This window comes from Pseudomonas lutea, assembly GCF_000759445.1.
Taxonomy (GTDB): Bacteria; Pseudomonadota; Gammaproteobacteria; order Pseudomonadales; family Pseudomonadaceae; genus Aquipseudomonas; species Aquipseudomonas lutea.
The window spans coordinates 1,322,483-1,346,415 of sequence record NZ_JRMB01000001.1 but is presented as its reverse complement, the minus strand read 5'-3'; the positions used below and the strand labels follow the sequence as shown (position 1 = coordinate 1,346,415).

General features: G+C 60.7%; 19 protein-coding genes. 8 read left to right on the top strand and 11 right to left on the bottom strand.

The genetic code is table 11. From position 1 onward, the window contains the following. Entirely contained in the window at positions 1-363 is a 363-nt protein-coding gene (locus LT42_RS05515) for a response regulator (protein ID WP_037010579.1), read from the bottom strand. A 269-nt stretch (positions 364-632) separates the two neighbouring features. On the opposite strand from LT42_RS05515, the gene LT42_RS05510 reads away from it, so the two are divergent. The 5 genes from LT42_RS05510 to LT42_RS05490 all read left to right on the top strand — a co-directional run bounded on the left by LT42_RS05510 (position 633) and on the right by LT42_RS05490 (position 7,987). Continuing rightward, positions 633-4,145: a response regulator gene (locus tag LT42_RS05510; protein ID WP_037010578.1), complete on the top strand. Its 3,513-nt coding sequence runs from the start codon at positions 633-635 to the stop codon at positions 4,143-4,145. Positions 4,146-4,192: 47 nt separating this feature from the next. Then, entirely contained in the window at positions 4,193-5,014 is an 822-nt protein-coding gene (locus LT42_RS05505; protein WP_037010577.1) for a CheR family methyltransferase, read from the top strand. Further along, entirely contained in the window at positions 5,011-5,628 is a 618-nt protein-coding gene (locus tag LT42_RS05500; protein ID WP_037010576.1) for a chemotaxis protein CheB, read from the top strand. The genes LT42_RS05505 and LT42_RS05500 overlap by 4 nt, the downstream gene beginning before the upstream one ends. Next, positions 5,622-6,803: a hybrid sensor histidine kinase/response regulator gene (locus LT42_RS05495; RefSeq protein WP_037010568.1), complete on the top strand. Its 1,182-nt coding sequence runs from the start codon at positions 5,622-5,624 to the stop codon at positions 6,801-6,803. The genes LT42_RS05500 and LT42_RS05495 overlap by 7 nt, the downstream gene beginning before the upstream one ends. Before the next feature lie 806 nt (positions 6,804-7,609). Continuing rightward, on the top strand, positions 7,610-7,987 hold the full coding sequence (locus tag LT42_RS05490) for a response regulator (RefSeq protein ID WP_037010566.1): 378 nt from the start codon (positions 7,610-7,612) through the stop codon (positions 7,985-7,987). Between the two features lie 70 nt (positions 7,988-8,057). On the opposite strand, the gene LT42_RS05485 is transcribed toward LT42_RS05490, so the two are convergent. Both LT42_RS05485 and LT42_RS05480 read right to left on the bottom strand, forming a co-directional pair. Then, the gene (locus LT42_RS05485; RefSeq protein WP_037010564.1) at positions 8,058-10,085 is read right to left on the bottom strand and encodes a response regulator; all 2,028 of its coding nucleotides are present in this window, start codon (positions 10,083-10,085) and stop codon (positions 8,058-8,060) included. Beyond that, on the bottom strand, positions 10,082-11,566 hold the full coding sequence (locus LT42_RS05480) for an ATPase domain-containing protein (protein ID WP_037010562.1): 1,485 nt from the start codon (positions 11,564-11,566) through the stop codon (positions 10,082-10,084). Before LT42_RS05480 ends, LT42_RS05485 begins: the two co-directional genes overlap by 4 nt. 288 nt (positions 11,567-11,854) lie before the next feature. Here LT42_RS05480 and LT42_RS05475 point away from each other — a divergent pair, with 288 nt between their 5' ends. Together LT42_RS05475 and nudC are read left to right on the top strand one after the other, a co-directional pair. Further along, positions 11,855-12,667, top strand: a complete 813-nt coding sequence (locus tag LT42_RS05475; RefSeq protein WP_037010561.1) for a crotonase/enoyl-CoA hydratase family protein — start codon at positions 11,855-11,857, stop codon at positions 12,665-12,667. Positions 12,668-12,754: 87 nt separating this feature from the next. Further along, positions 12,755-13,603, top strand: a complete 849-nt coding sequence (gene nudC / locus LT42_RS05470) for an NAD(+) diphosphatase (RefSeq protein WP_037010559.1) — start codon at positions 12,755-12,757, stop codon at positions 13,601-13,603. Here nudC and LT42_RS05465 read toward each other — a convergent pair. The 6 genes from LT42_RS05465 to LT42_RS05440 form a co-directional block, all read right to left on the bottom strand. Then, entirely contained in the window at positions 13,565-14,338 is a 774-nt protein-coding gene (locus tag LT42_RS05465) for a TSUP family transporter (protein WP_037013004.1), read from the bottom strand. The genes nudC and LT42_RS05465 overlap by 39 nt on opposite strands. A gap of 846 nt (positions 14,339-15,184) precedes the next feature. Continuing rightward, positions 15,185-16,324 (bottom strand): Gfo/Idh/MocA family protein, encoded by a 1,140-nt coding sequence (locus LT42_RS05460; RefSeq protein WP_037010558.1) that lies wholly within the window; start codon positions 16,322-16,324, stop codon positions 15,185-15,187. A 218-nt stretch (positions 16,325-16,542) separates the two neighbouring features. Further along, on the bottom strand, positions 16,543-17,310 hold the full coding sequence (locus tag LT42_RS05455; RefSeq protein ID WP_037010556.1) for an SDR family oxidoreductase: 768 nt from the start codon (positions 17,308-17,310) through the stop codon (positions 16,543-16,545). Positions 17,311-17,335: 25 nt separating this feature from the next. Next, a complete protein-coding gene (locus LT42_RS05450) occupies positions 17,336-18,403 on the bottom strand; it encodes a phosphotransferase family protein (RefSeq protein ID WP_037010555.1) in 1,068 nt (355 codons plus the stop codon). 204 nt (positions 18,404-18,607) lie between these two features. After that, complete coding sequence (locus tag LT42_RS05445) at positions 18,608-18,922, bottom strand: SCP2 sterol-binding domain-containing protein (RefSeq protein WP_037010553.1); 315 nt, start codon at positions 18,920-18,922, stop codon at positions 18,608-18,610. Between the two features lie 57 nt (positions 18,923-18,979). Then, positions 18,980-19,690 carry a histidine phosphatase family protein gene (locus tag LT42_RS05440; RefSeq protein ID WP_037010552.1) on the bottom strand — a complete coding sequence of 237 codons (711 nt, stop codon included), beginning with the start codon at positions 19,688-19,690 and terminating at the stop codon, positions 18,980-18,982. Between the two features lie 231 nt (positions 19,691-19,921). On the opposite strand from LT42_RS05440, the gene sohB reads away from it, so the two are divergent. Next, entirely contained in the window at positions 19,922-20,944 is a 1,023-nt protein-coding gene (gene sohB / locus LT42_RS05435; RefSeq protein WP_037010550.1) for a protease SohB, read from the top strand. Positions 20,945-21,483: 539 nt separating this feature from the next. Here sohB and LT42_RS05430 read toward each other — a convergent pair. Further along, positions 21,484-21,978, bottom strand: coding sequence for a DUF934 domain-containing protein (locus tag LT42_RS05430; RefSeq protein WP_037010549.1), 495 nt, complete (start codon positions 21,976-21,978; stop codon positions 21,484-21,486). After that, positions 21,962-23,620 carry a nitrite/sulfite reductase gene (locus LT42_RS05425; protein ID WP_037010548.1) on the bottom strand — a complete coding sequence of 553 codons (1,659 nt, stop codon included), beginning with the start codon at positions 23,618-23,620 and terminating at the stop codon, positions 21,962-21,964. The genes LT42_RS05430 and LT42_RS05425 overlap by 17 nt, the downstream gene beginning before the upstream one ends. Between the last annotated feature and the right edge of the window lie 313 nt (positions 23,621-23,933).

The window sequence follows — 23,933 nt, the reverse complement described above, 5'->3', positions numbered from 1 at the left end:
TCAGTTGCCAAGGATGCCGTTTACCTTGTCGCGCAGCTGATCGATGGAAAACGGCTTGCCGATATTGTGCATGCCCTCGGGTACATCGACAGTGTCCGCATAGCCGCTGGCGAACAGCACTGGTATGTCGGCACGGATCTCACGCGCCTTCTGAGCCAGTTCGCGACCGTTCATGTCTGGCAGGCCGAGGTCGGTCATCATCAGGTCGATGGTCTGACCGCTGTTTTGCAGAAAGGTAATGGCCTCACCGGCGTCGGCTGCTTCAAGCACGCTGTAGTCAAGCTCCTCGAGGACGTCGACGATCAACATCCGGACGATGTTGTCATCTTCAACCACCAGAATCGTGCGGGGTGAATCGGACATGAAAGGTTCCTTTAATAGGCAGGGAGCACAGCGCAATGCGTGAGGTTCTAGCGCGTTTCGCCGGGGGCGCAATTGTGCCAACTTCCGCGCTGCAACAACACGATTCAATTGAGTGTAGTGGCTTTTGGGTTGCACTCAAACGTATAGTGCAGGCCCTGCTGCACCTCATCTAATGTCAGAAAATTCAACCTTCTATGTGTGAAGCTGGAGTTTTAGCCGAGCTTTACGGCAAACTCCGTCGTTTAGACGAATCCGCCTGAGCCCTTGCGATGATCCCCACCTCTGCAGTCGATGAGCAACGTTTCCGCAAACTGTTAAGCCGCAACGTCAGTTTACCCCTGGCTGTTGGCGTGCTCAGTGCCGCCTTCTTTGTCATCCTGATTTCCTATCTGTTGTCGGCCATCCAGTGGGTCGAGCACACCGACCGGGTCATCAACAATCTCAACCGTTCCCTCAAGTTGTCGGTGGACATGGAAACCGGCATGCGCGGCTTTCTGCTGACCGGCGATGAGCGCTTTCTGGACCCCTATGAGGTCGCCAAGCCAGCCATCAGCACCGAGCTTCAGAACCTGGAGGAGCTGGTCGCCGACAACCCGACTCAGGTTGACCGCTTCAAGCGGCTGGCCGCCCTGCAGTTGTCGTGGAACGAGTTTGCGCAAGAGATGATTACCTTGCGGCGTACCGGGGGCGACTACCAGACGCCGATCCAGAACCGCCGCGGCAAGCGCCTCTCCGACGAGATGCGTGACCAGTATGAGCAGGCGGCCAACGTCGAGCATCAGCTGCGGCTGACCCGCAACACCGACGTCACCCATACGACGGTGGTGTCGGTCTCGCTGTACATCGCGTTCATCCTGCTCGTCAGCGGTGTCCTTGCCTGGGTCGGGCGTCGCGACATGACCACCTTGTCCGAGACCTACGCATCCAATCTGCGGGCGCAGCAGGCCGATGCCGAGCGCCTTTCCCACGTCGCCTGGCTGCGCAACGGCCAGAGCGAACTGGCCGAGCAGGTGATTGGCCAGCTGACGCTCAACCTTTTGGGCCGCAACGTGCTGCAGTTCTTTGCCCAATACCTGGGCGCGGTGGTGGCGGCCGTGTACGTGCGTCAGGAGCACGGTGGTCTGGTGCGGGTGGCGTCGTACGGCTTCTCACGCGAACAGGAATTGCACGAACAGTCGATCTACAGCGGTGAAGGGATCGTCGGCAAGGCCGCCGAGCTGGACCAGATCATCCGGCTGGACGACGTGTCGCAGGACTATTTCAAAGTGTCTTCCGGCCTGGGTGAAGGTTCGCCACGCAGCGTCGTGGTAGTGCCGACCAGCAACGATGACAACGTCAACGGCGTGATCGAGCTGGGCTTCCTGCGGGAACTCACGGCGCGCGATCTGGAATTCCTTGAACTGGTCGCCGAGAACGTCGGGACCTCCATTGAGGCCGCCCGTTATCGTCAGCGCTTGCAGGAAGTGCTCGCCGAAACCCAGCAGCTCAACGAAGAACTTCAAGTGCAGCAGGAAGAACTGCGCACCGCCAACGAAGAGCTCGAAGAGCAATCGCGGATACTCAAGGAATCTCAGGCGCACCTGGAAACCCAGCAGGCGGAGTTGGAGCAGACCAACGAGCAGTTGGCCGAGCAGGGCAAGGCGCTGGCGGATCAGCGCGACGCCCTGGACCGTAACAACGAAGAGTTGAACATCGCCCAGGTTGAACTCGAAGCCCGGGCCGAAGAGCTGCAGCGCTCCAGCAAATACAAGTCCGAATTCCTTGCCAACATGTCCCATGAGCTGCGCACGCCGCTCAATAGTTCGTTGATCCTGGCCAAGCTGCTGGCGGAAAACCCGCAGGACAACCTGACCGCAGAGCAGGTGAAGTTTGCCGAGTCGATCTACTCGGCCGGCAATGACCTGCTGAACCTGATCAACGACATTCTGGATATCTCCAAGGTCGAGGCCGGCAAGCTCGACATGCGCCCGGAAAACAGCAGCGTCAGCCGACTGGTCGATGGCTTGCGCATGACCTTCGAACCGCTGGCCGCCGACAAAAAACTGGAGTTCTCGGTGGAGGTCCAGGCGGGCACGCCGGTGTCGCTGTACACCGACCGCCAGCGCCTGGAGCAGATCCTCAAAAACCTGCTCTCCAATGCGATCAAGTTCACCGAAGCCGGCGCGGTCAGCCTGACCGTTTCACGCCAGCCGGGCGAAGGTGTGGCCTTCACCGTGCGCGACTCCGGTATCGGGATTGCCGAAGAGCAGCAGGAAAGCATTTTCGAAGCGTTCCGCCAGGCCGACGGCACCACCAACCGCCGTTATGGCGGCACCGGTCTGGGGCTGTCGATCTCTCGTGACCTGGCCCGCCTGTTGGGCGGCTCGATCAGCGTGACCAGTGCGCCGGGGCAGGGCAGTATCTTCACCCTCGTGGTGCCTGAAGAATACGTCGAGCAAGAGCCGTCGCAATACGTCGACGCCCCGGTGGTGGCCGTTCAGCCTGCGCCACTGCCGGTCGCGCGCGTGGCGCCGCCTGCGCCAGTGGCCGCCGTCGCTTCGCCGGCCGCCGAGGCCATCCCGCGCTTTGCCGACGACCGCGACAAGGCGCCGTTCAGCAAGCGCTGCATTCTGGTCATTGAGGATGAAGTGCGCTTTGCCCACATCCTTTACGATCTCGCGCACGAGCTCGGCTACAACTGCCTGGTGGCCCATGCCGCTGATGAAGGCTTCGACCTGGCCTCCTCGCTGGTCCCGGACGCGATCCTGCTGGACATGCGCCTGCCGGACCATTCCGGTCTCACGGTGCTGCAACGCCTGAAAGAATTGCCGAGCACCCGACACATTCCCGTGCATGTGATTTCCGTGGAAGACCGTCAGGAAGCCGCGCTGCAAATGGGCGCCATCGGTTATGCAGTCAAGCCGACCACGCGCGAAGAGCTCAAGGACGTGTTTGCCCGGCTCGAAGCCAAGCTTACCCAGAAGGTCAAGCGCATCCTGCTGGTCGAAGACGATGCCTTGCAGCGCGACAGCATCGCGCGCCTGATTGGCGACGACGACATCGAGATCACGGCGGTCGGCTTTGCCCAGGATGCGCTCGAATTGCTGCGAGACAACGCCTATGACTGCATGATCATCGACCTGAAACTGCCGGACATGCTCGGCAACGAGCTGCTCAAGCGCATGTCGATCGACGAAATCTGCGCGTTCCCGCCGGTCATCGTCTACACCGGGCGCAACCTGACCCGCGACGAGGAAGCCGAGCTGCTGAAGTACTCGCGCACCATCATCATCAAGGGGGCGCGTTCGCCGGAACGCTTGCTCGACGAGGTCACGCTGTTCCTGCACAAGGTCGAGTCGCAGCTGTCCAACGAGCGCCAGAAAATGCTCAAGACCGCGCGCAGTCGCGACCGCGTGTTTGAAGGGCGCAAGATTCTGGTGGTTGATGACGACGTGCGTAACATTTTTGCCTTGACCAGCGCGCTGGAACATAAAGGCGCGATCGTTGAAGTCGGGCGCAATGGTCTGGAAGCCATCGAAAAGCTCAACAGCGTCGATGATATCGACCTGGTGTTGATGGACGTGATGATGCCGGAGATGGACGGCTACGAGGCCACGATCGAGATTCGCAAGAACCCGCGCTGGCGGAAATTGCCGATCATCGCGGTGACCGCCAAGGCCATGAAAGACGATCAGGATCGCTGCCTGCAGGCGGGTTCCAACGACTACCTCGCCAAACCGATCGATCTGGACCGGCTGTTCTCACTCATTCGCGTGTGGTTGCCAAAGATGGAACGTATCTGAGTGGATTGGATCAATTGACCACGCCCGCTCCCCAACCGGAATTGCCGATGCACCCCGAGAGAGACGCCGATATCGAGTTGCGCTTGCTGATCGAAGCGATCTACTTGAAGTACAGCTACGATTTCCGCGATTACTCAGGCGCGTCGGTCAAACGACGCGTCATCCACGCGCTGCGACAATTCGAACTCAAGACCATTTCCGCGCTGCAGGAACGGGTGCTGCATGACCCGTCGGCGTTCATGCAGCTGCTGCAGTTCCTGACGATTCCGGTCAGCGAGATGTTTCGAGACCCGACGCATTTCCTGGCGATCCGCGAAGAAGTCGTGCCGCTGCTCAAGACCTACCCGTCGCTGAAAGTCTGGATCGCGGGCTGCAGCACCGGGGAAGAGGTCTATTCGATGGCGATTCTGCTGCGCGAGGAAGGTCTGCTTGAGCGCACGATCATTTACGCCACCGACATCAATCCGCATTCGCTGGAGAAGGCCAAGCAAGGCATTTTCTCCATGGAAAACATTCGCGGCTACAACGAAAACTACCTCAAGGCTGGCGGAAAGCGGCTGTTTTCGGAGTACTACACGGCGGCCTACGACTACGCGATCTTCGACAAGACCCTGCGTGAGAACGTGACCTTCGCCGACCACAGCCTGGCAACCGACAGCGTGTTCTCCGAGACGCAGTTGATTTCCTGCCGCAATGTGCTGATCTACTTCAACAAGAAGCTGCAGGACCGGGCGTTCGGGCTGTTTCACGAGTCGCTGTGCCATCGCGGCTTTCTGGTGCTGGGCAGCAAGGAAACCCTGGATTTCTCGGGTTACAAGAATCAGTTCGAGCCTCTGGTCAAACAAGAGCGGATCTACCGCAAATCATGAGAACGATTTTTCCCGACCCCTCGTCCGAACACCCGGCCTTGCCGGTGGTAGATGCCATTGTGGTCGGCGCATCGGCCGGCGGCGTCGAAGCCTTGCTGAAAATCTACCGCACGCTGCCCAGAGGCTTTCGCTTGCCCATCCTGACGGTGCTGCATGTGCCGGATCAGCGCCGTAGCCATTTGGCTGAGGTGTTCGCTCAAACTTTGAAGATCCCGGTCAAGGAAGCGGACGACAAGGAGACCATCGCCCCAGGCACGCTGTACTTCGCCGGGCCGAGTTATCACCTGTCGGTCGAGAACGATTTCAGCCTGTCGCTGAGTCAGGAAGAACGCGTGTTCCATTCGCGGCCGAGCATTGACGTACTGTTCGAGTCGGCGGCCGACGCCTATGGCGATCGCCTCGCCGGCGTGCTGCTGACCGGCGCCAACAATGACGGTGCCCGCGGCATTGCACGAATCAGTGAATACGGTGGTCTCACCGTGGTCCAGGACCCGGCCCAGGCGCTCGCGCGAACCATGCCCGACGCAGCGCTTGCCCTTCATACGCCGGATTTTTTATTGCCTTTGCCCGACATTGGGCTGTTGCTTGTCGAGCTGGAACGAATTGCATGTTGAGTGATATCAAAGCCAAGCTGCTGATTGTCGACGATCTGCCAGAGAACCTGCTGGCCCTCGAGGCGCTGATCAAGCGCGAGGACCGTCAGGTGTTCAAGGCGTTGTCCGCCGATGAAGCATTGTCGTTGCTGCTCGAACATGAGTTTGCGATGGCCATTCTTGACGTGCAGATGCCTGGCATGAACGGCTTCGAGCTTGCCGAGATGATGCGCGGCACCGAGAAAACCAAGAACATCCCCATCGTCTTCGTCAGTGCGGCAGGGCGCGAGCTCAACTACGCGTTCAAGGGTTATGAAAGCGGTGCGGTGGATTTTCTGCACAAGCCCCTCGATATTCATGCGGTCAAGAGCAAGGTCAACGTCTTCGTTGATCTGTACCGCCAGCGCAAGGCGCTCAAGCAACAGCTTGAAGAGCTCGAACGCAGCCGCGCGGAGCAGGAAGCGCTGATGCGCGAGTTGAAATCGACGCAGAGTGAGCTGGAACGCGCGATCCGCATGCGTGATGACTTCATGTCCATGGTCTCCCACGAGGTGCGCACGCCGCTCAACGGGCTGATTCTGGAAACCCAGCTGCGCAAGCTGCACTTGGCCAAGGACAACGCGTCGGCGTTCACCATGGAAAAGCTGCGGGCCATGGTTGACCGCGATGAGCGGCAAATCCAGAGCCTGATTCGCCTGATCGAGGACATGCTGGACGTGTCACGGATTCGCACCGGCAAGCTGTCTATCCGCACCAGTCCGTTTGACCTCTCTGAACTGGTGGTCAATCTGGTGGAAAGCTATTCCGCGCAGATCGCCGCCGCCGGCAGTGTGGTGACGTTGCATGCGCCGGCGCCGGTGATCGGCGTGTGGGATGAGTTTCGCATCGAGCAGGTGGTGGCGAACTTGCTGACCAATGCGCTGCGCTATGGCGCGCGCAAGCCGATTGAGGTGCAGGTTTACGCTGAGGGCGGTGAGGCGCGGGTTGATGTGCGCGACCATGGCATTGGCATCAGTGCGGAAAACCAGAAGCGCATTTTTCAGCAGTTCGAGCGGGTCGCGGCAAGCCATGCGGTGGCAGGGCTTGGACTGGGGCTGTTTATTTCCGAACAGATCATTACCGCCCACAGCGGGCGGATCAGCGTCGAGAGTGAAGAGGGGGCAGGGTCGCTGTTTCGCGTGTCGTTGCCGCTTTGATTGGCTGGAATGCTGGGATATCTGGATCAAGGGCGTCTGCCTAACGGCCTCGGGTTTCGCCTTCGGCGAGTTACTTGGAAAAGCACCCCAAGTAACCAAGGGTGCTTGCTCCCGGTTTGGCCCTTCCTTCGTCAGGGTTCCCTCACTCCGGTCTTGCTCCGTGGGCCCGCCGCCATCCGCCATCCATGGCGGGGGGCGGCTCTCGCGGCATCCATGCCGCTCGGCCCACTGCGCAAAACCTGCGTTCAGCCTGCACCCAAGTCGCGATTGGTGGTGTTTGGGCTTTTTGCGTATGAACATCAAGATCAAAAGCGCGTTTAGAGCAGATCGACAGCATAGAGCAGATCAACGGCTTCCCGGCTGAAGCCGGTCCTACAGTCGAGGTCGCTGCCGCTGTCTCCGATCAAGGTGTTTTCGTGATCGTTCCCGCTGACTGCACGCCCCGTGGGACCGGCTTCAGCCGGGAAGCTTTTGATTTGCTTTGAGCGCGCTCTTGATCTTCATACACAACTATTCCAAGCCACGAAATCGCGACGTGGGTGCAGGCTGAACGCGGGCCCACGGAGCGGGACCGGAGTGAGGGAACCCGACGAAGGAGGAGCCAAACCAAGAGCACAAGCCCTTGGCTGCTTTTTGAAACCAAAGCGGGGCTTTATCGAGTAACTCCCCGAAGGCGAAACCGGAGGCCGTTAGGCCGACTTATCCCACCCCGGAATCCTCCCAATCAAATAACTCAGTAATCGGCGCAACCTCCAGCGCGGGCCATGGTCGTAATGGCAGCTATCTATAAGATCAAAGGCGTTCAAATGAGCTCTGATGCAGAAAATGTCGTACTCATCGTCGAAGACGAGCCGCTCATTCTGATGCTGCTGTCCGATTACCTGTCGGGCGAAGGCTATCGGGTGTTGCAGGCGGAGAACGGGGAGCAGGCATTCGAAATTCTTGCCACCAAGCCCCACCTCGATTTGATGATCACCGATTACCGCCTGCCGGGCGGGGTCTCCGGCGTCATGATTGCCGAGCCCGCCGTAAAACTGCGGCCGGAGCTCAAGGTTATTTTCATCAGTGGTTACCCGGCAGAGATCGTCGAGTCCGGCAGCCCGATTGCCAAGAAGGCCCCGATCCTTGCCAAGCCGTTCACCATGGACACGTTGCATTCGCAGATCCAGAGCCTGCTTAACTGATTTTGGCCAACAAAAAAAACCGGCGTCTGCCGGTTTTTTTGTGCGCTGGGGTTTTCACCCGACCAACGTTTCAGCTCTCGATCATCTCCCGGACCTTCGCCGTCAGCTGATCGAATGCGAAGGGCTTGGTGATCATCTGCATGCCCTCCTCAAGGAAGCCCGAGCGCGCACTGGCATTCTCTGCGTAGCCAGTGATGAACAGCACTTTCAAGTCCTCGCGGAGCTGCCGGCCGATGTCCGCCAGCTGCCGGCCATTCATGCCGGGCAGGCCTACGTCGCTGATCATCAGGTCGATACGCTGTGAGGACTCGAGGATCGGGATCGCCCCCACGGCATCGCCCGCTTCGACATAGGCATAACCCAACTCGCTCAATACCTGGCTGACCAGTGCTCGAACCGCCGGGTCATCTTCGACCAGCAGAATCGTTTCACCCTCACGCGCCTGCGCGGTGTCGGAGGTCGGCGCAGGATGATCGTCCTGGGCTTCGCCGAGGTAGCGCGGCAGGAACAACTGCACCGTGGTGCCATCGCCCACCTGGCTTTCGATGGACACATGGCCATGCGACTGCTTGGTGAAGCCGTAAATCATCGACAGACCCAGCCCGGTGCCTTGGCCAATGGGCTTGGTGGTGAAGAACGGGTCGAAGGCGCGGCTGATGACGTTCTCCGGCATGCCGCAGCCAGTGTCGCGGACGCTGAGCACCACGTAATCGCCAGGCAGCAGGTTTTCGTAGGCGTTGGTGTAGTCCCGCTCAAGGCGGCGGTTGAAGGTCTCGATCATCAGCATGCCGCCATCGGGCATCGCGTCGCGCGCGTTGAGCACCAGATTGAGCAGGGCGCTCTCGAGCTGATTGGGGTCGGCTTCGGCGGTCCACAGTTCAGGGTCCAGGCACATGTCCAGACGGACGCTCTCGTTGACGCTGCGGTTCAGCAGTTCGCCCATGGAATTGACCAGGTCATTCATCAGCACCGGCTTGGGGTCCAGCGATTGTCGACGCGAAAACGCCAGCAGACGGTGGGTCAGGGCGGCTGCGCGATTGGCCGAACTCACGCCCAGATCGATCAGGCCGTCGAGGTCGTCCAGACGTCCCCGTGATACGCGTCGCCTGAGCAATTCGAGGCTGCCGATGATGCCGGTCAGCATGTTGTTGAAGTCGTGGGCGATACCGCCGGTGAGCTGGCCCACCGCCTCCATCTTCTGCGACTGGCGAAGCACTTCTTCGTTGTGGCGCAGCTGGGAGGTGCGTTCCTCGACCTGCTGTTCCAGCGTCTCGTTGAGGCGGCGCAGCTGATGCTCGGCCAGCTTGCGCTCGGTGATGTCGGAGGTCACGCCGGAGAGCAGGCTGACCCGGCCGTTACGCGCTCTGATCGCCCGGGCACGGATGTCGACCCAATGCACCGAACCATCCGGCCACACGTTACGAAACTCGATGATGAAGTCGGCACCGGTGTCCAGCGTCTGCTGCAGGACAGACTGCATGCGCGGCTGGTCTTCGGGATGCACCGAGGCGAGCCAGTCGTGGTAAGTGAGCGGATCACGCTCATCGCGACCGAAGTGCGCGCGCGTGATAGCCGAGCACTCCAGCACAAGAAACTCGGTGTCCAGCTGCCACGAGCCCAAACGCCCGGCCTTCAACGCATGCTGCAGGCGCTGCTCGCTTTCGAGCAGATCTTCCAGCCGCGTGCGCGCTTCATATTGTCGCCGGCGGCCTCGCACCGCGGTGCTGACCAGGCTCATGAGCGTCGCGGGATGGAACGGCCGCTCCAGAAACGTGACGTTACCGAGCATTTTGCCAAAGTGCGCCGAGGGGTTCTGTTTACCGCCGTGATGAGTCAGCAGCACGATGGGAAAGTCCGACCAGGCAGGCTGGTTGGCCAACAGACTCAGCAACGGATTGACGTCCGCACCCCGCAGGGCCTCGTCCGCAATAATGGCCAGCCCTGCGCCGGATATCAGCTCACTGCACAGCTGCGCCAGATCATGGGTAATGATTGCCGGATAGCCGCCTTCCTGAAGCATGGTCAGGGCGATCTGGCTGTCCCGTCCGTGGGGGGCCAGAATGATGGCCCGCTCCGATAGTTGTCCGGGGATGCTCACTCGTTGGGGTCCAGAAGCAACGGATTATTCTCGCCGTGGTATTGAGGGACGCCGCGCAGAACACCCTGAAAGGCGTCCAGCGGCTCGCCGATGGTCATGCCGGACGCACTGATCCGGTATTCGCGAATGGTGGATTCGTGGGTGCCGGTGCGTTTCTTGATGATGGAGATAGCGCGGCGCACTTTGCCCAGCGCTTCGAAGTAGCGCAACAAAATGACCGTGTCAGCCAGGTAGGTGATGTCCACCGGCGTATTCATGTCACCGACCAGGCCGTGTTGGGCAACGGTCATGAAGGTCGACGCGCCCTGGCGATTGAGGTAGAGCAACAGCTCATGGACGTGCAGGACCAGAGAATTTTCTTCTGGCATCGCAGCCTGATAGCCATTCAGGCTGTCGAGGACGACGGTCTGGATGTTCAGCTCATCGACACTGCGGCGCACCCGATGGGTGAACTCACCCGGCGACAGTTCTGCGGCGTCCACCTGTTCGATCACCAGATTGCCGGTTTGCACCAGCGCCTTGAGGTCGATGCCAAGCTTCATCATGCGTTCGTGCAGCAGGCCGATCTCTTCATCGAATACGAACAGCGCAGCTTTCTCGCCGCGCTCCACGGCCGCCACGGCGAACATCAGCGCGATAAGTGACTTACCCGTGCCCGACGGGCCCAGAATCAGCGTGCTGGAGCCGCTGTCCAGACCGCCGCCAAGCAGGGAGTCAATTTCCTGGATGCCGCTGCTGAGCTGCTTGCTGACGTAGCCAGTGCGGTGCTCGGCGGCCACCAGGCGCGGAAACACCTGGATGCCATCGGGCATGATATTGAAGTCGTGGTAACCGCCGCGGTACTTCTGGCCACGGTATTTGACCACGCGCAGGCGTCTGCGCTCTGCGCCATAAGCCGGGGTCTGCATCTCCAGGCGAATCACGCCATGGGCAACGCTATGAACGGTCTTGTCCAGTGATTCGGTGGTGAGGTCGTCCAGCAGGACGACCGTCGTGTCGTAGCGCGCGAAGTAGTGCTTGATCGCCAGGATCTGGCGACGGTAGCGCAACGAGCTCTGCGCCAGCAGGCGGATCTCCGACAGGCTGTCGATGATCACACGTGCGGGCTTGACCTTCTCGACGATCTCGAAAATCTGCTTGGTGGCTTCGCCCAGTTCAAGGTCGGAGGAATACAGCAGGCTCTGTTGGTGTGCAGCGTTCAGCAGGTCTTCAGGCGGGGTGAGCTCGAACACCGAAATGTGCTCGTCCAGCTCCCAGCCATGGGAACGGGCGCCATCGCGCAATTCCCGTTCGGTTTCAGAAAGCGTGATGTATAGACCCCGCTCGCCTGCCGCAGCCCCTGCCAGCAGGAATTGCAGTGCGACGGTGGTCTTGCCGGTGCCGGGTTCTCCCTCAAGAAGGAACACATGGCTGCGCGAAAGACCACCCGCGAGGATGTCGTCCAGGCCCACGATACCGGTTGCCGCTTTTGATGTAGTCAAGAATCGCCCTCTTGCGACCTGAGAAAAGAGTGGGCGCCGAATCTGACCTGGCTGCCCTGACGCACACATCGTCGGTAGATTCCGTACGCGTGACGCCATCACAGTCTGGACAGTTGCCCGCCGTGACCGTTCAGTTTATTCACCCGTAACGCCCCGTCTTTACAGGCGAAACGGCAGGTCCACGGTCCGGCATATGGCGCAACAGTGGCCTGCGACGGCACATACTGACTTGCTATGATCCGCCGTCAAGGAATAAACCTCGTCTGGCCCATAAAAGGATCCAACGCCGTGTCTGACTACAGCGCTTTCAAGGTGGAACTGACCGACCATATTGCCCACGTCCAGATCAATCGCCCGGACAAGGTCAACGCCATGAACGCTGCGTTCTGGTCCGAGATCATCGATATATTCGCCTGGGCCGAGGACACCGACGATGTCCGCGTGGTGGTGCTCAGTGGCGCGGGCAAGCACTTTTCCTCGGGCATCGACCTGTCCTTGCTGGCATCGGTCGCCAACGAGATGGGCAAGGACATTGGTCGAAACGCGCGTTTGCTGCGGCGCAAAATCCTGCAAATGCAGGAGTCGTTCAACGTCGTGGACCGCTGCAGCAAGCCCGTGCTGGCGGCCATTCAGGGTTATTGCATCGGCGGCGCGATCGATCTGATCAGTGCCTGCGACATGCGCTATGCCGCGGACGATGCGCTGTTTTCCATTCGCGAAATCGACATGGGCATGGCCGCAGACGTCGGCACCCTTCAGCGCCTGCCGCGGCTGATCGGTGATGGCATGATGCGCGAAATGGCCTACACCGGGCGTAACGTGGGGGCGCAGGAGGCGCAGCGCATTGGTCTGGTCAACCGCACGTTTGCGGACCTGCCGCAGCTGCTCGAGGGTGTCATGGCGATTGCCCGGGACATCGCGGCGAAATCGCCGATCGCGATCAGTGGCAGCAAGCGCATGATCGGCTACATGCGCGACCACAGCGTGGCGGACGGGCTCGAATACGTTGCCACCTGGAACTCCGCCATGTTGCAATCGGCAGACCTGAAGCTGGCGATGGTCGCTCACCTGAGCAAACAGAAGCCGGTCTTCGACAATTGACTGACCCATTTGAAAGCGTTTTCGCTTGCGGCTTTCGGGCGTGATCCTCGCGCAGAAGTGGCAAACGGCACGCACAGGAGTTGATGCATGACACGCCCGAGGCGTTGGACCACCGCCGTGCTTGACGTCCAGGCAGCCGGCGGCTGGGCCGTGGTTCAGAGTGACCAGGGGTTTTTGCAGGACAGCAACGGCGTGCTGTTTCCCCGTGAATGGCTCAAGCACCAAGACCTGGATTTAGTGCATGAGCACGGTATCGGCCATTTTGACGGCGAGCCGGTCTACCTGCAGACGCTGCGGGATTCGCACGCGCTGGAAGGCATGCAGTGGCAGACGCTGCGCCAGTTCATGCTGGCCGATGACGCGGACGTGTTTCAGATGCTTGGCTACGCCGCGCAAATCAGTACCTGGGCGCGCGAACACCGTTTTTGCGGCAGATGCGGTCAGCCGACGCAGCAAGTACCGGGTGAGCGGGGAATGCACTGCGCGCACTGCGACCTGCGCGCTTATCCGCGTATTTCCCCGAGCATGATCGTGTTGATTACCCGTGGCGATGAGGTGCTGCTGGCGCGCTCGCCGCGCTTCGTCACGGGGGTGTACAGCACGCTGGCCGGGTTCGCCGAACCGGGTGAGTCGGCCGAAGATTGCGTGCGCCGCGAGGTCATGGAAGAGGTGCAGGTGACCGTCAAGAACATCCAGTACAAGGGCAGCCAGTGCTGGCCGTTTCCGCACTCGATGATGCTGGGCTTTCATGCTGAATACGACAGTGGCGAGATTGTGCCCCAGGCGGACGAGATCGAGGACGCGCAGTGGTTCAGCATCCATGACCTGCCGCCGTTGCCGGCCAGTCGCTCGATTGCGCGCTACCTGATCGATTTGTATCTGGCGCAGCGCTCGGGCTCAGTTGAACCAGTGCTGCCAGGCCAGGCGGACGGTTAAGCCCAGCACCACGGTGATGAAGACAGGGCGGATGAATTTGGCGCCGCCCTTGATCGCGGTTTTCGCGCCGATAAAGGCACCGGCCATCACCGCCACGCCCATGGTCAATCCGATCACCCAGTCCACCGAACCGTTGAGCGCGAAGATCATCAGCGCAGCGGCATTGCTGACGAAGTTCATGCTACGGGCGACGCCGCTGGCTTTGACCAGGTCAACCGGGTAAATCAGCAACGTGCTCACCGTCCAGAAGGCGCCAGTGCCGGGGCCGGCGACGCCGTCATAAAAGCCCAGCCCTAGGCCCTGAGGCAGCTGCCATTTGGTTTTGATCGGGGCGTTGCTGTCCAGTGGCGCCTTGGGTGTGCCGCCGAACAGCAGGTACAGGCCGCAGCCAAACACGATCACCGGTAGCATCTGGTTCAGTAATTCGGCCGGCAGGTAATGGGCGACCACTGCGCCGATCAGGGCGCCTGCTGCCGTGCCGACCAATGCGCGTTTCCACTGCGCCGGATGAAACAGCTTGCGCCGATAGAAGGTGAAGCTCGCGGTGGCAGAGCCGAAAGTCGAACTGAGCTTGTTGGTGCCCAATACGAGATGCGGCGGCAGGCCGGCGGTGAGCAAGGCAGGCGTGGTCAACAGGCCGCCGCCGCCGGCAATGGCGTCAATGAAACCGGCAACGAAGGCCACGACAGCCAGCACCAGCAGGGTGAGAGGTTCAACGGTGAGTTCGAAAGGCATGGGGAGGGCGCTTATCGGGCAGATGGGCAGAAGGGCTGCCCGCAAGCGCAGCATTCTACTCGCAAGGCGCTGGGCGTTGCAGCAGCGCGAACCGTGAATTGTTGATCCCGGGCAGGCGGTGTGGCTGGCTGGGTTGAAACCAGTCCTGCTGCCCGCATATGCGGTGTGTCTGGGTGTACGCGTACTGACTGTGGGAGCGCGCTTGCCCGCGAATGCGGTGTGTCAGGACCAATTAAATCGCCTGACCCAGCGCGTTCGCCAGCAAGCCGGCTCCTACAGATCATCACCCACCCGCCATTTCGCGGTGCGATTGCTGCCTTCCCGGGTAAAGCCGGTCCCACATACGGCAGGTGCGGTCTGTCTGGGTGGGCTGAAGCTGGTTCTGCGCCCGCATGCGGTGTGTCTGGGTGTACGCCTAAAGACTGTAGGAGCGCGCTTGCCCGCGAATGCGGTGTGTCAGCGACATTTACGTCACCTGACCCAACGCGTTCGCCAGCAAGCCGGCTCCTACAGATCGTCACTCGCCCGCCATTTCGCGGTGCGACTGCTGCCTTCCCGGCTAAAGCCGGTCCCACATACGGCTGACGCTTTCCCGGCTAATGCCGGTCCCACATACGGCGGTTGCGGTGTGTCTGGGCGGGCTGAAGCTGGTTCTGCGCCCGCATGCGGTGTGTCTGGGTGTACGCCTACAGACTGTAGGAGCGCGCTTGCCCGCGAATGCGGTGTGTCAGCGACATTTACGTCACCTGACCCAGCGTGTTCGCCAGCAAGCCGGCGCCTACAGATGTCCGCCTGTCACCAATGTTGCAGTGCGACGCCTGATGCTTTCCCGGCTAAAGCCACTGTTCAAACATCCGACATCGTTACCCAGCGCATCTCTTTCGCCGCGAGGCGAATGGCGGTGGCCAGGCGCTCGACTTCCATGGCTTCGGCGAAATCCGTTCCGTTGCCGCCATTCCCTTGCAGCGCCTGAATCAGTTCATGGACTTCCAGCGCTTTAAGTTCGTTGTACCCCAGTTGATGCCCGGGTGCCGGGCAAAACGCGGCATAACCCGGTTGCTGCGGGCCGGCGAGGATGCGCTGAAACCCGTCCCGTCCCGGCGCGCCGGCGCGATACAGCCTGAGTTCGTTTAACCGTTCCTGATCGAACGACAGGGTGCCCAGCGTGCCGCTGATTTCGAAGCTCAGGTGATTCTTGTAACCGTGTTTGAGCCAACTACTGCCGAAGGTGCCGCGCGCGCCGTTGGCGAAGCGTAACAATGCGTAGGTCTGGTCATCAATGTTGATCGCCCGCTGATCGTTGCTGCCACGTGCGGCCGGGCGCTGCGGGTGCACGGTTTGGGAGTCGGCGCACACCGCTTCGACCTCACCCAGCAGATGACGCGCCATGGCCAGCAAGTGACTGCCGAGGTCTGCCAGCGCGCCGCCGGCGTGGGCTTCCTCGCATCGCCAGGACCACGGCGACAGTGCATCGCCCATGAAGTCCTCGCTGAATTCGCCCTGGAAGCTGATGATGCGCCCCAGCTCGCCCGCCTCGATCATTTCCCTGGTCAGCCCGATCATCGGGTTGTGCTGGTAGTTATAACCCACGCGGGTCACGACCCCGGCCTTGCGCGCGGCGGCGTGCATCTGCCGCGCCTGCCCCAGGCTCACCGCCAGCGGCTTTTCGCAGTACACCGCTTTGCCGGCTTCAAGGGCCGCCATGGCCATCGGAAAATGCAGCAGGTTGGGCGTAGTGATCGCGACAAGATCGACGGCAGGGTCGCTGATCAATTGCTGCCAGTCGGCATGACTGCGCTCAAAGCCCCAACGCGAGGCGCAGTCTTGTGCCCGCGCGGCGTCGGCGTCTGCCAGCGCGGCCAGCTTGAGGTTGATCGGCAGCTCAAACGTGGTGCGTGCGTTGTGGAAGGCCAGGGCATGCGCCCGGCCCATGAAGCCTGTGCCGATCAGGCCGACGCCCAGATCTGGAAGGGAATTCCCGCGCATGACAGCGTGTCCTTGTAGACGTGTTGTTGTGCGGAAAATGTAGGCGTTGGCGGTGGCTGATGGAATCTTTATTCCATCAGAAGCACCTCAGTTTCACCTCACGCGCGGACGCTGCAGAAGTGCTTGCCCGCGATGGCGGCGGGTCAGGCTGCCGAGGACAACCCGTCCCCCAAGCTCGCGGACAACCCGTCGCTCAGTGAAAAATCTGGTTCAAGGCTTCAGGACAGAAAACCGCCATCCACATTCAGTGCGACGCCGGTGGTATAGCTCGAGGCATCGCTGGCCAGGTACAGCACCGTGCCCGCCATCTCGCTGGGAGCCGCAACGCGTTTTAGCGGTATTTGCGCCAGCGCTGTGTTAAGGATCTTCTCATTGCTCACCAGCGCCGAGGCGAACTTGGTGTCGGTCAGGCCTGGGAGAAGGGCGTTGCAACGAATGCCGAACTGAGCGCATTCCTTGGCGAAGACTTTGGTCATGTTGATGACGGCCGCCTTGGTCACCGAGTAGATGCCCTGAAAGACACCCGGCGATACCCCGTTGATCGACGCCACGTTGATGATGCTGCCGCCGCCGTGCTCGCGCATCAGCTTGCCGGCTTCGACCGACATGAAGAAGTAGCCCCGGATGTTCACATCGACGGTTTTCTGGAACGCGCCAAGGTCGGTGTCCAGCACATTGCAGAACTGCGGGTTGGTCGCGGCATTGTTCACCAGAATATCCAGCCGACCGAATTGCTCGCGGATCTGTGCAAACACCGCCGTGATCTGCTCCATTTCACCGATGTGACAGGCGATGGCCGTGGCTTTGCCACCGTCGGCAATAATGGCCTCGGCCACGTGCTGGCAGCCTTCGATCTTGCGGCTGGAGACGATGACATGGGCGCCCTGTTGTGCCAGTAGCCTGGCGATCGCCTCGCCGATACCGCGGCTGGCGCCGGAAACGAAAGCGATCTTGCCATCGAGGTCGAACAATTGTGTTTTAGGCATTCCGAGTTTCCTTGTCGTGACGCAATCAAAGGGCAGAACGGCCGATCACCTGCAGGGCCATGCGCTCCAGCAGCGTGTTCATGTGGATGAACTGCGCGAAGCGCTTGTCCCGGGTCTGGCCGTGGAAAAAGCGGTAGTAGATTTGCTGAACGATGCCGGCGAGGCGAAACAGGCCGTAGGTGTAATAAAAGTCGAAGTTGTCGATGCGGATGCCCGCGCGCTCGGCGTAGTACGCTACAAATTGCTCTCGGGTGAGCATGCCCGGCGCATGGCTGGGCTGGCGTCGCATCAATTGCACCGGCGCCGGGTCGTCCGCCTGAATCCAGTACGCCAGGCTGTTGCCCAGGTCCATCAGCGGGTCGCCCAGGGTGGTCAGTTCCCAATCCAGCACGCCGATGATGCGCATCGGGTTATCCGGGTCGAGAATCACGTTGTCGAAGCGGTAATCGTTATGGACCAGGCTGGCAACGGGGTGGTCTGCGGGCTTCTTGTCGTCGAGCCAGCGGGCGACTTTCTCCCAGCTCGGCGCATCGTCGGTGCGCGCTTTTTCGTAGCGTTCGGTCCAGCCGCGAATCTGGCGCTCGACGTAGCCCTGAGGTTTGCCCAGATCGCCCAGCCCACAGGCGCGGTAATCGACCTTGTGAAGCTCAACCAGCCGTTCGATAAAGCTCTTGCACAGGGCCTCGGTCTTGGCGGCATCCAGCTTCAGCTCGGCCGGTAACTCAGAGCGCAGGATGATGCCCTTGACCCGTTCCATCACATAGAACTCGGCACCGATGACCGCCTCGTCGGTGCAATGCACGTAGGCCTTGGGGCAATAGGGGAAGGCGTCGCGCACCTGATTCAGGATGCGGAATTCGCGGCCCATGTCATGAGCGCTTTTTGCCTTGTGACCGAAAGGCGGGCGGCGCAGCACAAATTCCTGCTCGGGGTACTTCAGCAGGTACGTCAGGTTAGACGCGCCACCGGGGAACTGACTGATCTGCAGGCTGCCGCGCAGACCGGAGATATGGGACTTCAGGTAGGGATCGATGAGTGCGGCGTCCAGCTCTTCGCCTGATCGAACCTCGGTGGACTGGTCGGTGAGCGGCATGCTTATCCCTGCAGGTTATTTTGGTTGGCCAGGATCATTGGCTAATCTAATGCGTCCCCCGCGCGGCGAACAAGGGCTATTGGCCTGCGTGTTAGCGGGGAATCATCAGCCTTGATTCGGTGCGTTGACGGCAACCCGCGCCAATGCGCGGACGAAAAAAAACCGAAGCCGGGCAGCTTCGGTTTTTTGCACAGCCAGGCTTGCTCAGGAAGGGAACAGCTCGCTCAGTTTCATCGCCAGCATCATGTCGCCTTCAGCGCGCAACTTGCCGCCCATGAAAGCCTGCATGCCGTCGGTCTCGCCGCTGACGATGCCTTCCAGGGTTTCACCGTCCATCACCAGCGTTACTTGTGCGTCCGGGTTCTCGCCTTCCTGCAGCTCGCAGGTGCCGTCCTTGACGATCAGCGAGAAGTTCTTGGTGTCGTCGATGCGGAACCCGAACACCAAGTCCAGGCCTGCAGCGGCGGATGGGTTGAACTTGGCTTTCATTGCTTGGACGGCGTTTTCTACGGAGCTCATGGTGTGATCCTTTTATAGGAGTGATTGCAGGCACTTTGCGGGTGCGATTGGCCGGGCTCAGCGATAGGTGATGAGCTCCGGCGCCTTCATCAGTTGCAAGTGTGCGTAACTGTTGAAGGAAGCCAGCGACACCTCGCGGTCTCGAAACTTCAGTTGATTGAGCGAGGTGTTGACGATATGCCAGTTGAGCTCGAAGGCCTGGGTGGCGGGCATTCTGGTGATCAGGTGGAGCAGGGCGGTGATGGTGCCGCCCGAGGTGAACACAGCAATCCGGTCATCAGGACCGGCGCTGTCGAGAATGCTGCTCAGGCCTGCTTGCACCTCTTCGACAAAAGACTCCCAGCTTTGCAGCGCGGCGGCATCGTGTCCGCCGCCCAGCCAACGGGCGATGATCGCCGCGAACAGGCGCTGAAACTCGGCGCGGTTGTTGCCGGCGTCACGCATGATGTCCAGCGCCTGGGGCTCATCTTCGAGCATCGCGGGGAGCAGCGCGCGGATCACGCCCTCGGCGTTGAACTCGTTGAAGGCGATGTCGGTTTCAAGCTCGGGCGTGGCAATGCCGGCTGCGTTGAGTTGGGCAATGACCGTCTCCGCTGTGTGGCGCTGGCGAAAGAGCGCGCCGCTGATGCACCGGTCGAAGGTCAGACCGAGTTGCGCAAGGTGCGCGCCGAGAATTTCCGACTGGCGAAAACCGGTGGGCGACAGAACGTCGTAATCGTCTGCACCAAACGAGGCCTGACCATGTCGTATCAGATAGATGCTGCCCACGACTGCGTCATCCTGGCACGTTGAAAGTGCTGCGAGGTTATGAGCAGCGCGCGGGGTCTGTCAATAAAAAAACATACGCTTGTTTGAATTCGCGCTCACCCCTCCGATCCGGACTTTTCGGTTCTGAGAGGGGCGCTGATCGTGTCACTGGCCCGGCGCCCGACGCGCCGGTATGCTGAGCCCCATTCGCGATCCTCTGCCGAGGATCTGCTGTACCGGTAAGGAGTTTTTGTGGAGTTCATTTTCGATTACGCCAGCTTCCTGGCAAAGACCGTCACCATCGTGATTGCCATCATTGTAGTGCTGGTGATGATTGCCTCGATGCGCGGCCGCGGCCGTCGCAGTGCGGGCGGTCAACTGCATGTGACCAAGCTCAACGACTTCTACAAAGGTCTGCGCGACCGTCTCGAAGGCTCGCTGCTGGACAAGGCCCGCCTCAAGGCGCTGCGCAAGGCCCAGGCCAAGGATCTGAAGAAAGACAAGAAATCCACCGAAACCAGGCAGCGCGTCTATGTGCTGGACTTTGACGGTGACATCAAGGCGTCCGCCACTGAAAACATGCGCAATGAGATCACCGCGCTGCTGACCCTGGCGACGCCCAAGGATGAAGTTGTCCTGCGTCTGGAAAGCGGTGGCGGCATGGTGCACAGCTACGGACTGGCGTCATCGCAACTGGCGCGGATTCGTCAGGCGGGCATCCCGCTGACCATCTGTATCGACAAGGTTGCGGCCAGCGGCGGCTACATGATGGCGTGCATCGGTAATCGCATCATCAGTGCGCCGTTCGCGGTGCTGGGGTCTATCGGCGTGGTTGCTCAGTTGCCCAACGTCAACCGCCTGTTGAAAAAGCACGACATCGACTTTGAGGTGCTGACCGCCGGCGAGTACAAGCGCACGCTCACGGTGTTTGGCGAAAACACCGAGAAGGGCCGCGAGAAGTTCCAGGAAGACTTGGACATCACCCATGAGCTGTTCAAGAACTTCGTTGCCAGTTATCGCCCGCAGTTGCAGATCGACGAAGTCGCCACTGGCGAAGTCTGGCTGGGCCTGGCCGCCAAGGACAAACAGCTGGTGGACGAACTCAAGACCAGCGATGAATATCTGTCCGAAAAAGCCAAAACGGCCGACGTGTTCCATCTGCACTACGCTGAGCGCAAAAGCCTGCAGCAGCGCGTCGGTCTCGCGGCAACCGCCTCGGTGGACCGGCTGGTGACGGGCTGGTGGGCAAAGCTGACGCAACAGCGATTCTGGTAATTGCCGGGCGGCCAGGCTGCCTGTCCGCAGATTAGAAGTGTCTGGCGGAACCCGATCTGTGGCTGTCTGGCTGCTGATCAGAAGTCGCTGGCGGAGCCCGATCTGTGGCTGTCTGGCTACAGACCAGAAGTCGCTGGCGGAGCCCGATCTGTGGCTGTCTGGCTGCAGATCGGAAGTCGCTGGCGGAACCCGATCTGTGGCTGTCTGGCTGCTGATCGGAAGTCGCTGGCGGAGCCCGATCTGTGGCTGTCTGGCTGCAGATCGGAAGTCGCTGGCGGAACCCGATCTGTAGGAGCCGGCTTGCTGGCGAACCGATTTTTGATTCTCCTTCGTACCGCATGATCCATCGCATTCGCCAGCAAGCCGGCTCCTACGGACGCGGGAGTGCCAGGGCATACAGCTTCATAGCCACGCGGCCCGCGCTCGAATATGTTTGACCAGACAGCATCAAAAAAGCCCCGACTTCGCAGGAAGCCGGGGCTTTTTGTTATCTGTTCAGCGATACCTCAACGATAACTTAGCGATACCTCTGCGATACCTCAGCGACGTCGAAACAGCGGCAGCGGCTCGTCGGTCGCCGCCTGATAGGTCACGGAGAAATCCTTCAGGCCTTCCAGCGCTTCGTACGGGTCTTTGTCAGGGCGAATGGCAAAGGCGTCGAAGCCACAGCGGCGCAGGTAGAACAGCTGATCGCGCAACACGTCACCGATAGCGCGTAGCTCGCCCTTGTAGCCGTAGCGATCACGCAACAAGCGCGCGTTTGAATAGCTGCGCCCGTCGGTGAACGCCGGGAAGTTCAAGGCGATGACCTGGAACTGGCTGGCGTCGTCGCCAATTTCCTCGGCTTCTTCGTCGCTGTCCAGCCAGACGCCGAGGCCGCCGTCGCGGGCCTTGAGCGCATGGGCGTGCTCGCGCCACAGGCTCAGCGGCACGATCAGATCGTCGCAGTTGGAGAGGCTGTCAAAGGTCGTGTCCTTGGGCAGCAAGTGCCAGGTTTCGTCGATGACCTCGTTGTTCTTAATGATTCGCTGCATAGACGCGCTCCTTGAAAGGGTCGATGCCGATACGCTGATAAGTGTCGATGAAGCGCTCGTCTTCGTTGCGTTTCTCGACATAAACGTTGATCAGCTTCTCGATAACGTCCGGCATGGCGTCCTGTGCGAAGGACGGACCCAGGATTTTGCCCAGGCTGGCGTCGCGACTGGCGCTGCCGCCCAGCGACACCTGATAGAACTCTTCGCCTTTCTTGTCCACGCCCAGAATGCCGATATGGCCAACATGGTGGTGGCCACAGGCGTTCATGCAGCCGGAAATATTCAGGTCCAGCTCACCAATGTCGAAGAGGTAATCCAGGTCATCAAACCGACGCTGGATCGACTCGGCAATCGGAATCGACTTGGCATTGGCCAGCGAGCAGAAGTCGCCGCCGGGGCAGCAGATGATGTCCGTCAGCAACCCGATGTTTGGCGTTGCAAAGCCTTGCTCGCGCAACTCGCCCCACATCGTGAACAGTTGGCTCTGCTCTACGTCGGCGAGAATCACGTTTTGTTCATGGGAGGTGCGCAGCTGCCCGAAGCTATAGCGGTCGGCCAGGTCGGCGATGCCGTCCAGCTGCTTGTCGGTCAGGTCACCCGGCGCGACGCCGGTGGGTTTCAGCGAAAGGGTCACTGCCGCGTAGCCCGGCTTTTTGTGGGCCAGGACGTTACGCGAGCGCCAGCGGGCGAAGCCGGGGTGTTGCTGATCCAGCTGAGCGAGCTCGGCGCTGTAATCGGTCAGGGCCTTGTAGTCCGGGTCGACGAAGTGCTTGGCGACGCGATGCACTTCGGCTTCGGTCAACGTCGTCTGGCCGCCGCGCAGGTGGGCCATTTCGGCCTCGACCTTCTCGGCGAAGACTTCAGGCGTCAGCGCCTTGACCAGAATCTTGATGCGCGCCTTGTACTTGTTGTCACGACGGCCGTAGCGGTTGTAGACCCGCAGGATGGCGTCGAGGTAGCTCAACAGGTCCTGCCACGGCAGAAACTCATTGATGAACGCGCCGACCACCGGCGTACGCCCGAGACCACCACCGACCAGCACGCGGAAGCCCAGCTCGCCGGCGGCATTCTTCACCGGCTCCAGACCGATGTCATGGACCTCGATCGCGGCGCGGTCGGAGGTCGAGCCGTTGATCGCGATTTTGAATTTGCGCGGCAGGTAGGCGAATTCAGGGTGGAACGTCGTCCACTGGCGGACGATTTCACACCAGGGGCGCGGGTCTACCAGCTCATCGGCGGCCACGCCGGCGAACTGGTCCGTGGTGACGTTGCGCAGGCAGTTGCCGCTGGTCTGGATGGCGTGCATCTGCACGGTGGCCAGCTCGGCGAGAATGTCGGGAATGTCTTCAAGCGCCGGCCAGTTGAACTGCACGTTCTGGCGGGTGCTGATGTGTGCGTAGCCTTTGTCGTAGTCGCGGGCAATCCTGGCCAGCATGCGGGCCTGACGCGAGGTGAGCTGGCCGTAGGGCACAGCCACGCGCAACATCGGGGCGAAGCGTTGGATGTAGAGGCCGTTTTGCAGGCGAAGCGGGCGGAACTCTTCTTCGCTGAGCTCGCCGGCCAGATAGCGGCGGGTCTGGTCGCGGAACTGCTTGACGCGGTCCTCGACGATCCGCTGATCGTACTCGTCGTATACGTACATGGTGGTCCTGTTCTCAGGCGGTTCACTGCTGCTGGGCAAGCGCGAAAGGCGATGCGTTGTCGTCTGCTTTCAGGCTACCGAGCAAATCTGCGCGCACGGCCGCGCACCCCTTGCGGAGCCGGGGGAGGTTATCAGTTTGCGGATATGCGCAAAAGTGAAGTTTGGGTATATGCACAGAACCAAAAGCACTAAGCAGCACGTCGGCTGGCCATAACCTCACTTGTGATAAGGGCATGGCTGAACTTAACTCTGCACATGGCCAGCGACAGTCGCCACGGCCGCACACATTTTTTGCGATCTCCCACAAGACAGA

Bases quoted from the DNA above. Each gene is read 5' to 3' on its own strand.
- LT42_RS05515 (WP_037010579.1), bottom strand. From the start codon at position 363: ATGTCCGATTCACCCCGCACGATTCTGGTGGTTGAAGATGACAACATC.
- LT42_RS05510 (WP_037010578.1), top strand. From the start codon at position 633: ATGATCCCCACCTCTGCAGTCGATGAGCAACGTTTCCGCAAACTGTTA.
- LT42_RS05505 (WP_037010577.1), top strand. From the start codon at position 4,193: ATGCACCCCGAGAGAGACGCCGATATCGAGTTGCGCTTGCTGATCGAA.
- LT42_RS05500 (WP_037010576.1), top strand. From the start codon at position 5,011: ATGAGAACGATTTTTCCCGACCCCTCGTCCGAACACCCGGCCTTGCCG.
- LT42_RS05495 (WP_037010568.1), top strand. From the start codon at position 5,622: ATGTTGAGTGATATCAAAGCCAAGCTGCTGATTGTCGACGATCTGCCA.
- LT42_RS05490 (WP_037010566.1), top strand. From the start codon at position 7,610: ATGAGCTCTGATGCAGAAAATGTCGTACTCATCGTCGAAGACGAGCCG.
- nudC (WP_037010559.1), top strand. From the start codon at position 12,755: ATGACACGCCCGAGGCGTTGGACCACCGCCGTGCTTGACGTCCAGGCA.
- LT42_RS05465 (WP_037013004.1), bottom strand. From the start codon at position 14,338: ATGCCTTTCGAACTCACCGTTGAACCTCTCACCCTGCTGGTGCTGGCT.
- LT42_RS05460 (WP_037010558.1), bottom strand. From the start codon at position 16,324: ATGCGCGGGAATTCCCTTCCAGATCTGGGCGTCGGCCTGATCGGCACA.
- LT42_RS05455 (WP_037010556.1), bottom strand. From the start codon at position 17,310: ATGCCTAAAACACAATTGTTCGACCTCGATGGCAAGATCGCTTTCGTT.
- LT42_RS05450 (WP_037010555.1), bottom strand. From the start codon at position 18,403: ATGCCGCTCACCGACCAGTCCACCGAGGTTCGATCAGGCGAAGAGCTG.
- LT42_RS05445 (WP_037010553.1), bottom strand. From the start codon at position 18,922: ATGAGCTCCGTAGAAAACGCCGTCCAAGCAATGAAAGCCAAGTTCAAC.
- LT42_RS05430 (WP_037010549.1), bottom strand. From the start codon at position 21,978: ATGCAGCGAATCATTAAGAACAACGAGGTCATCGACGAAACCTGGCAC.
- LT42_RS05425 (WP_037010548.1), bottom strand. From the start codon at position 23,620: ATGTACGTATACGACGAGTACGATCAGCGGATCGTCGAGGACCGCGTC.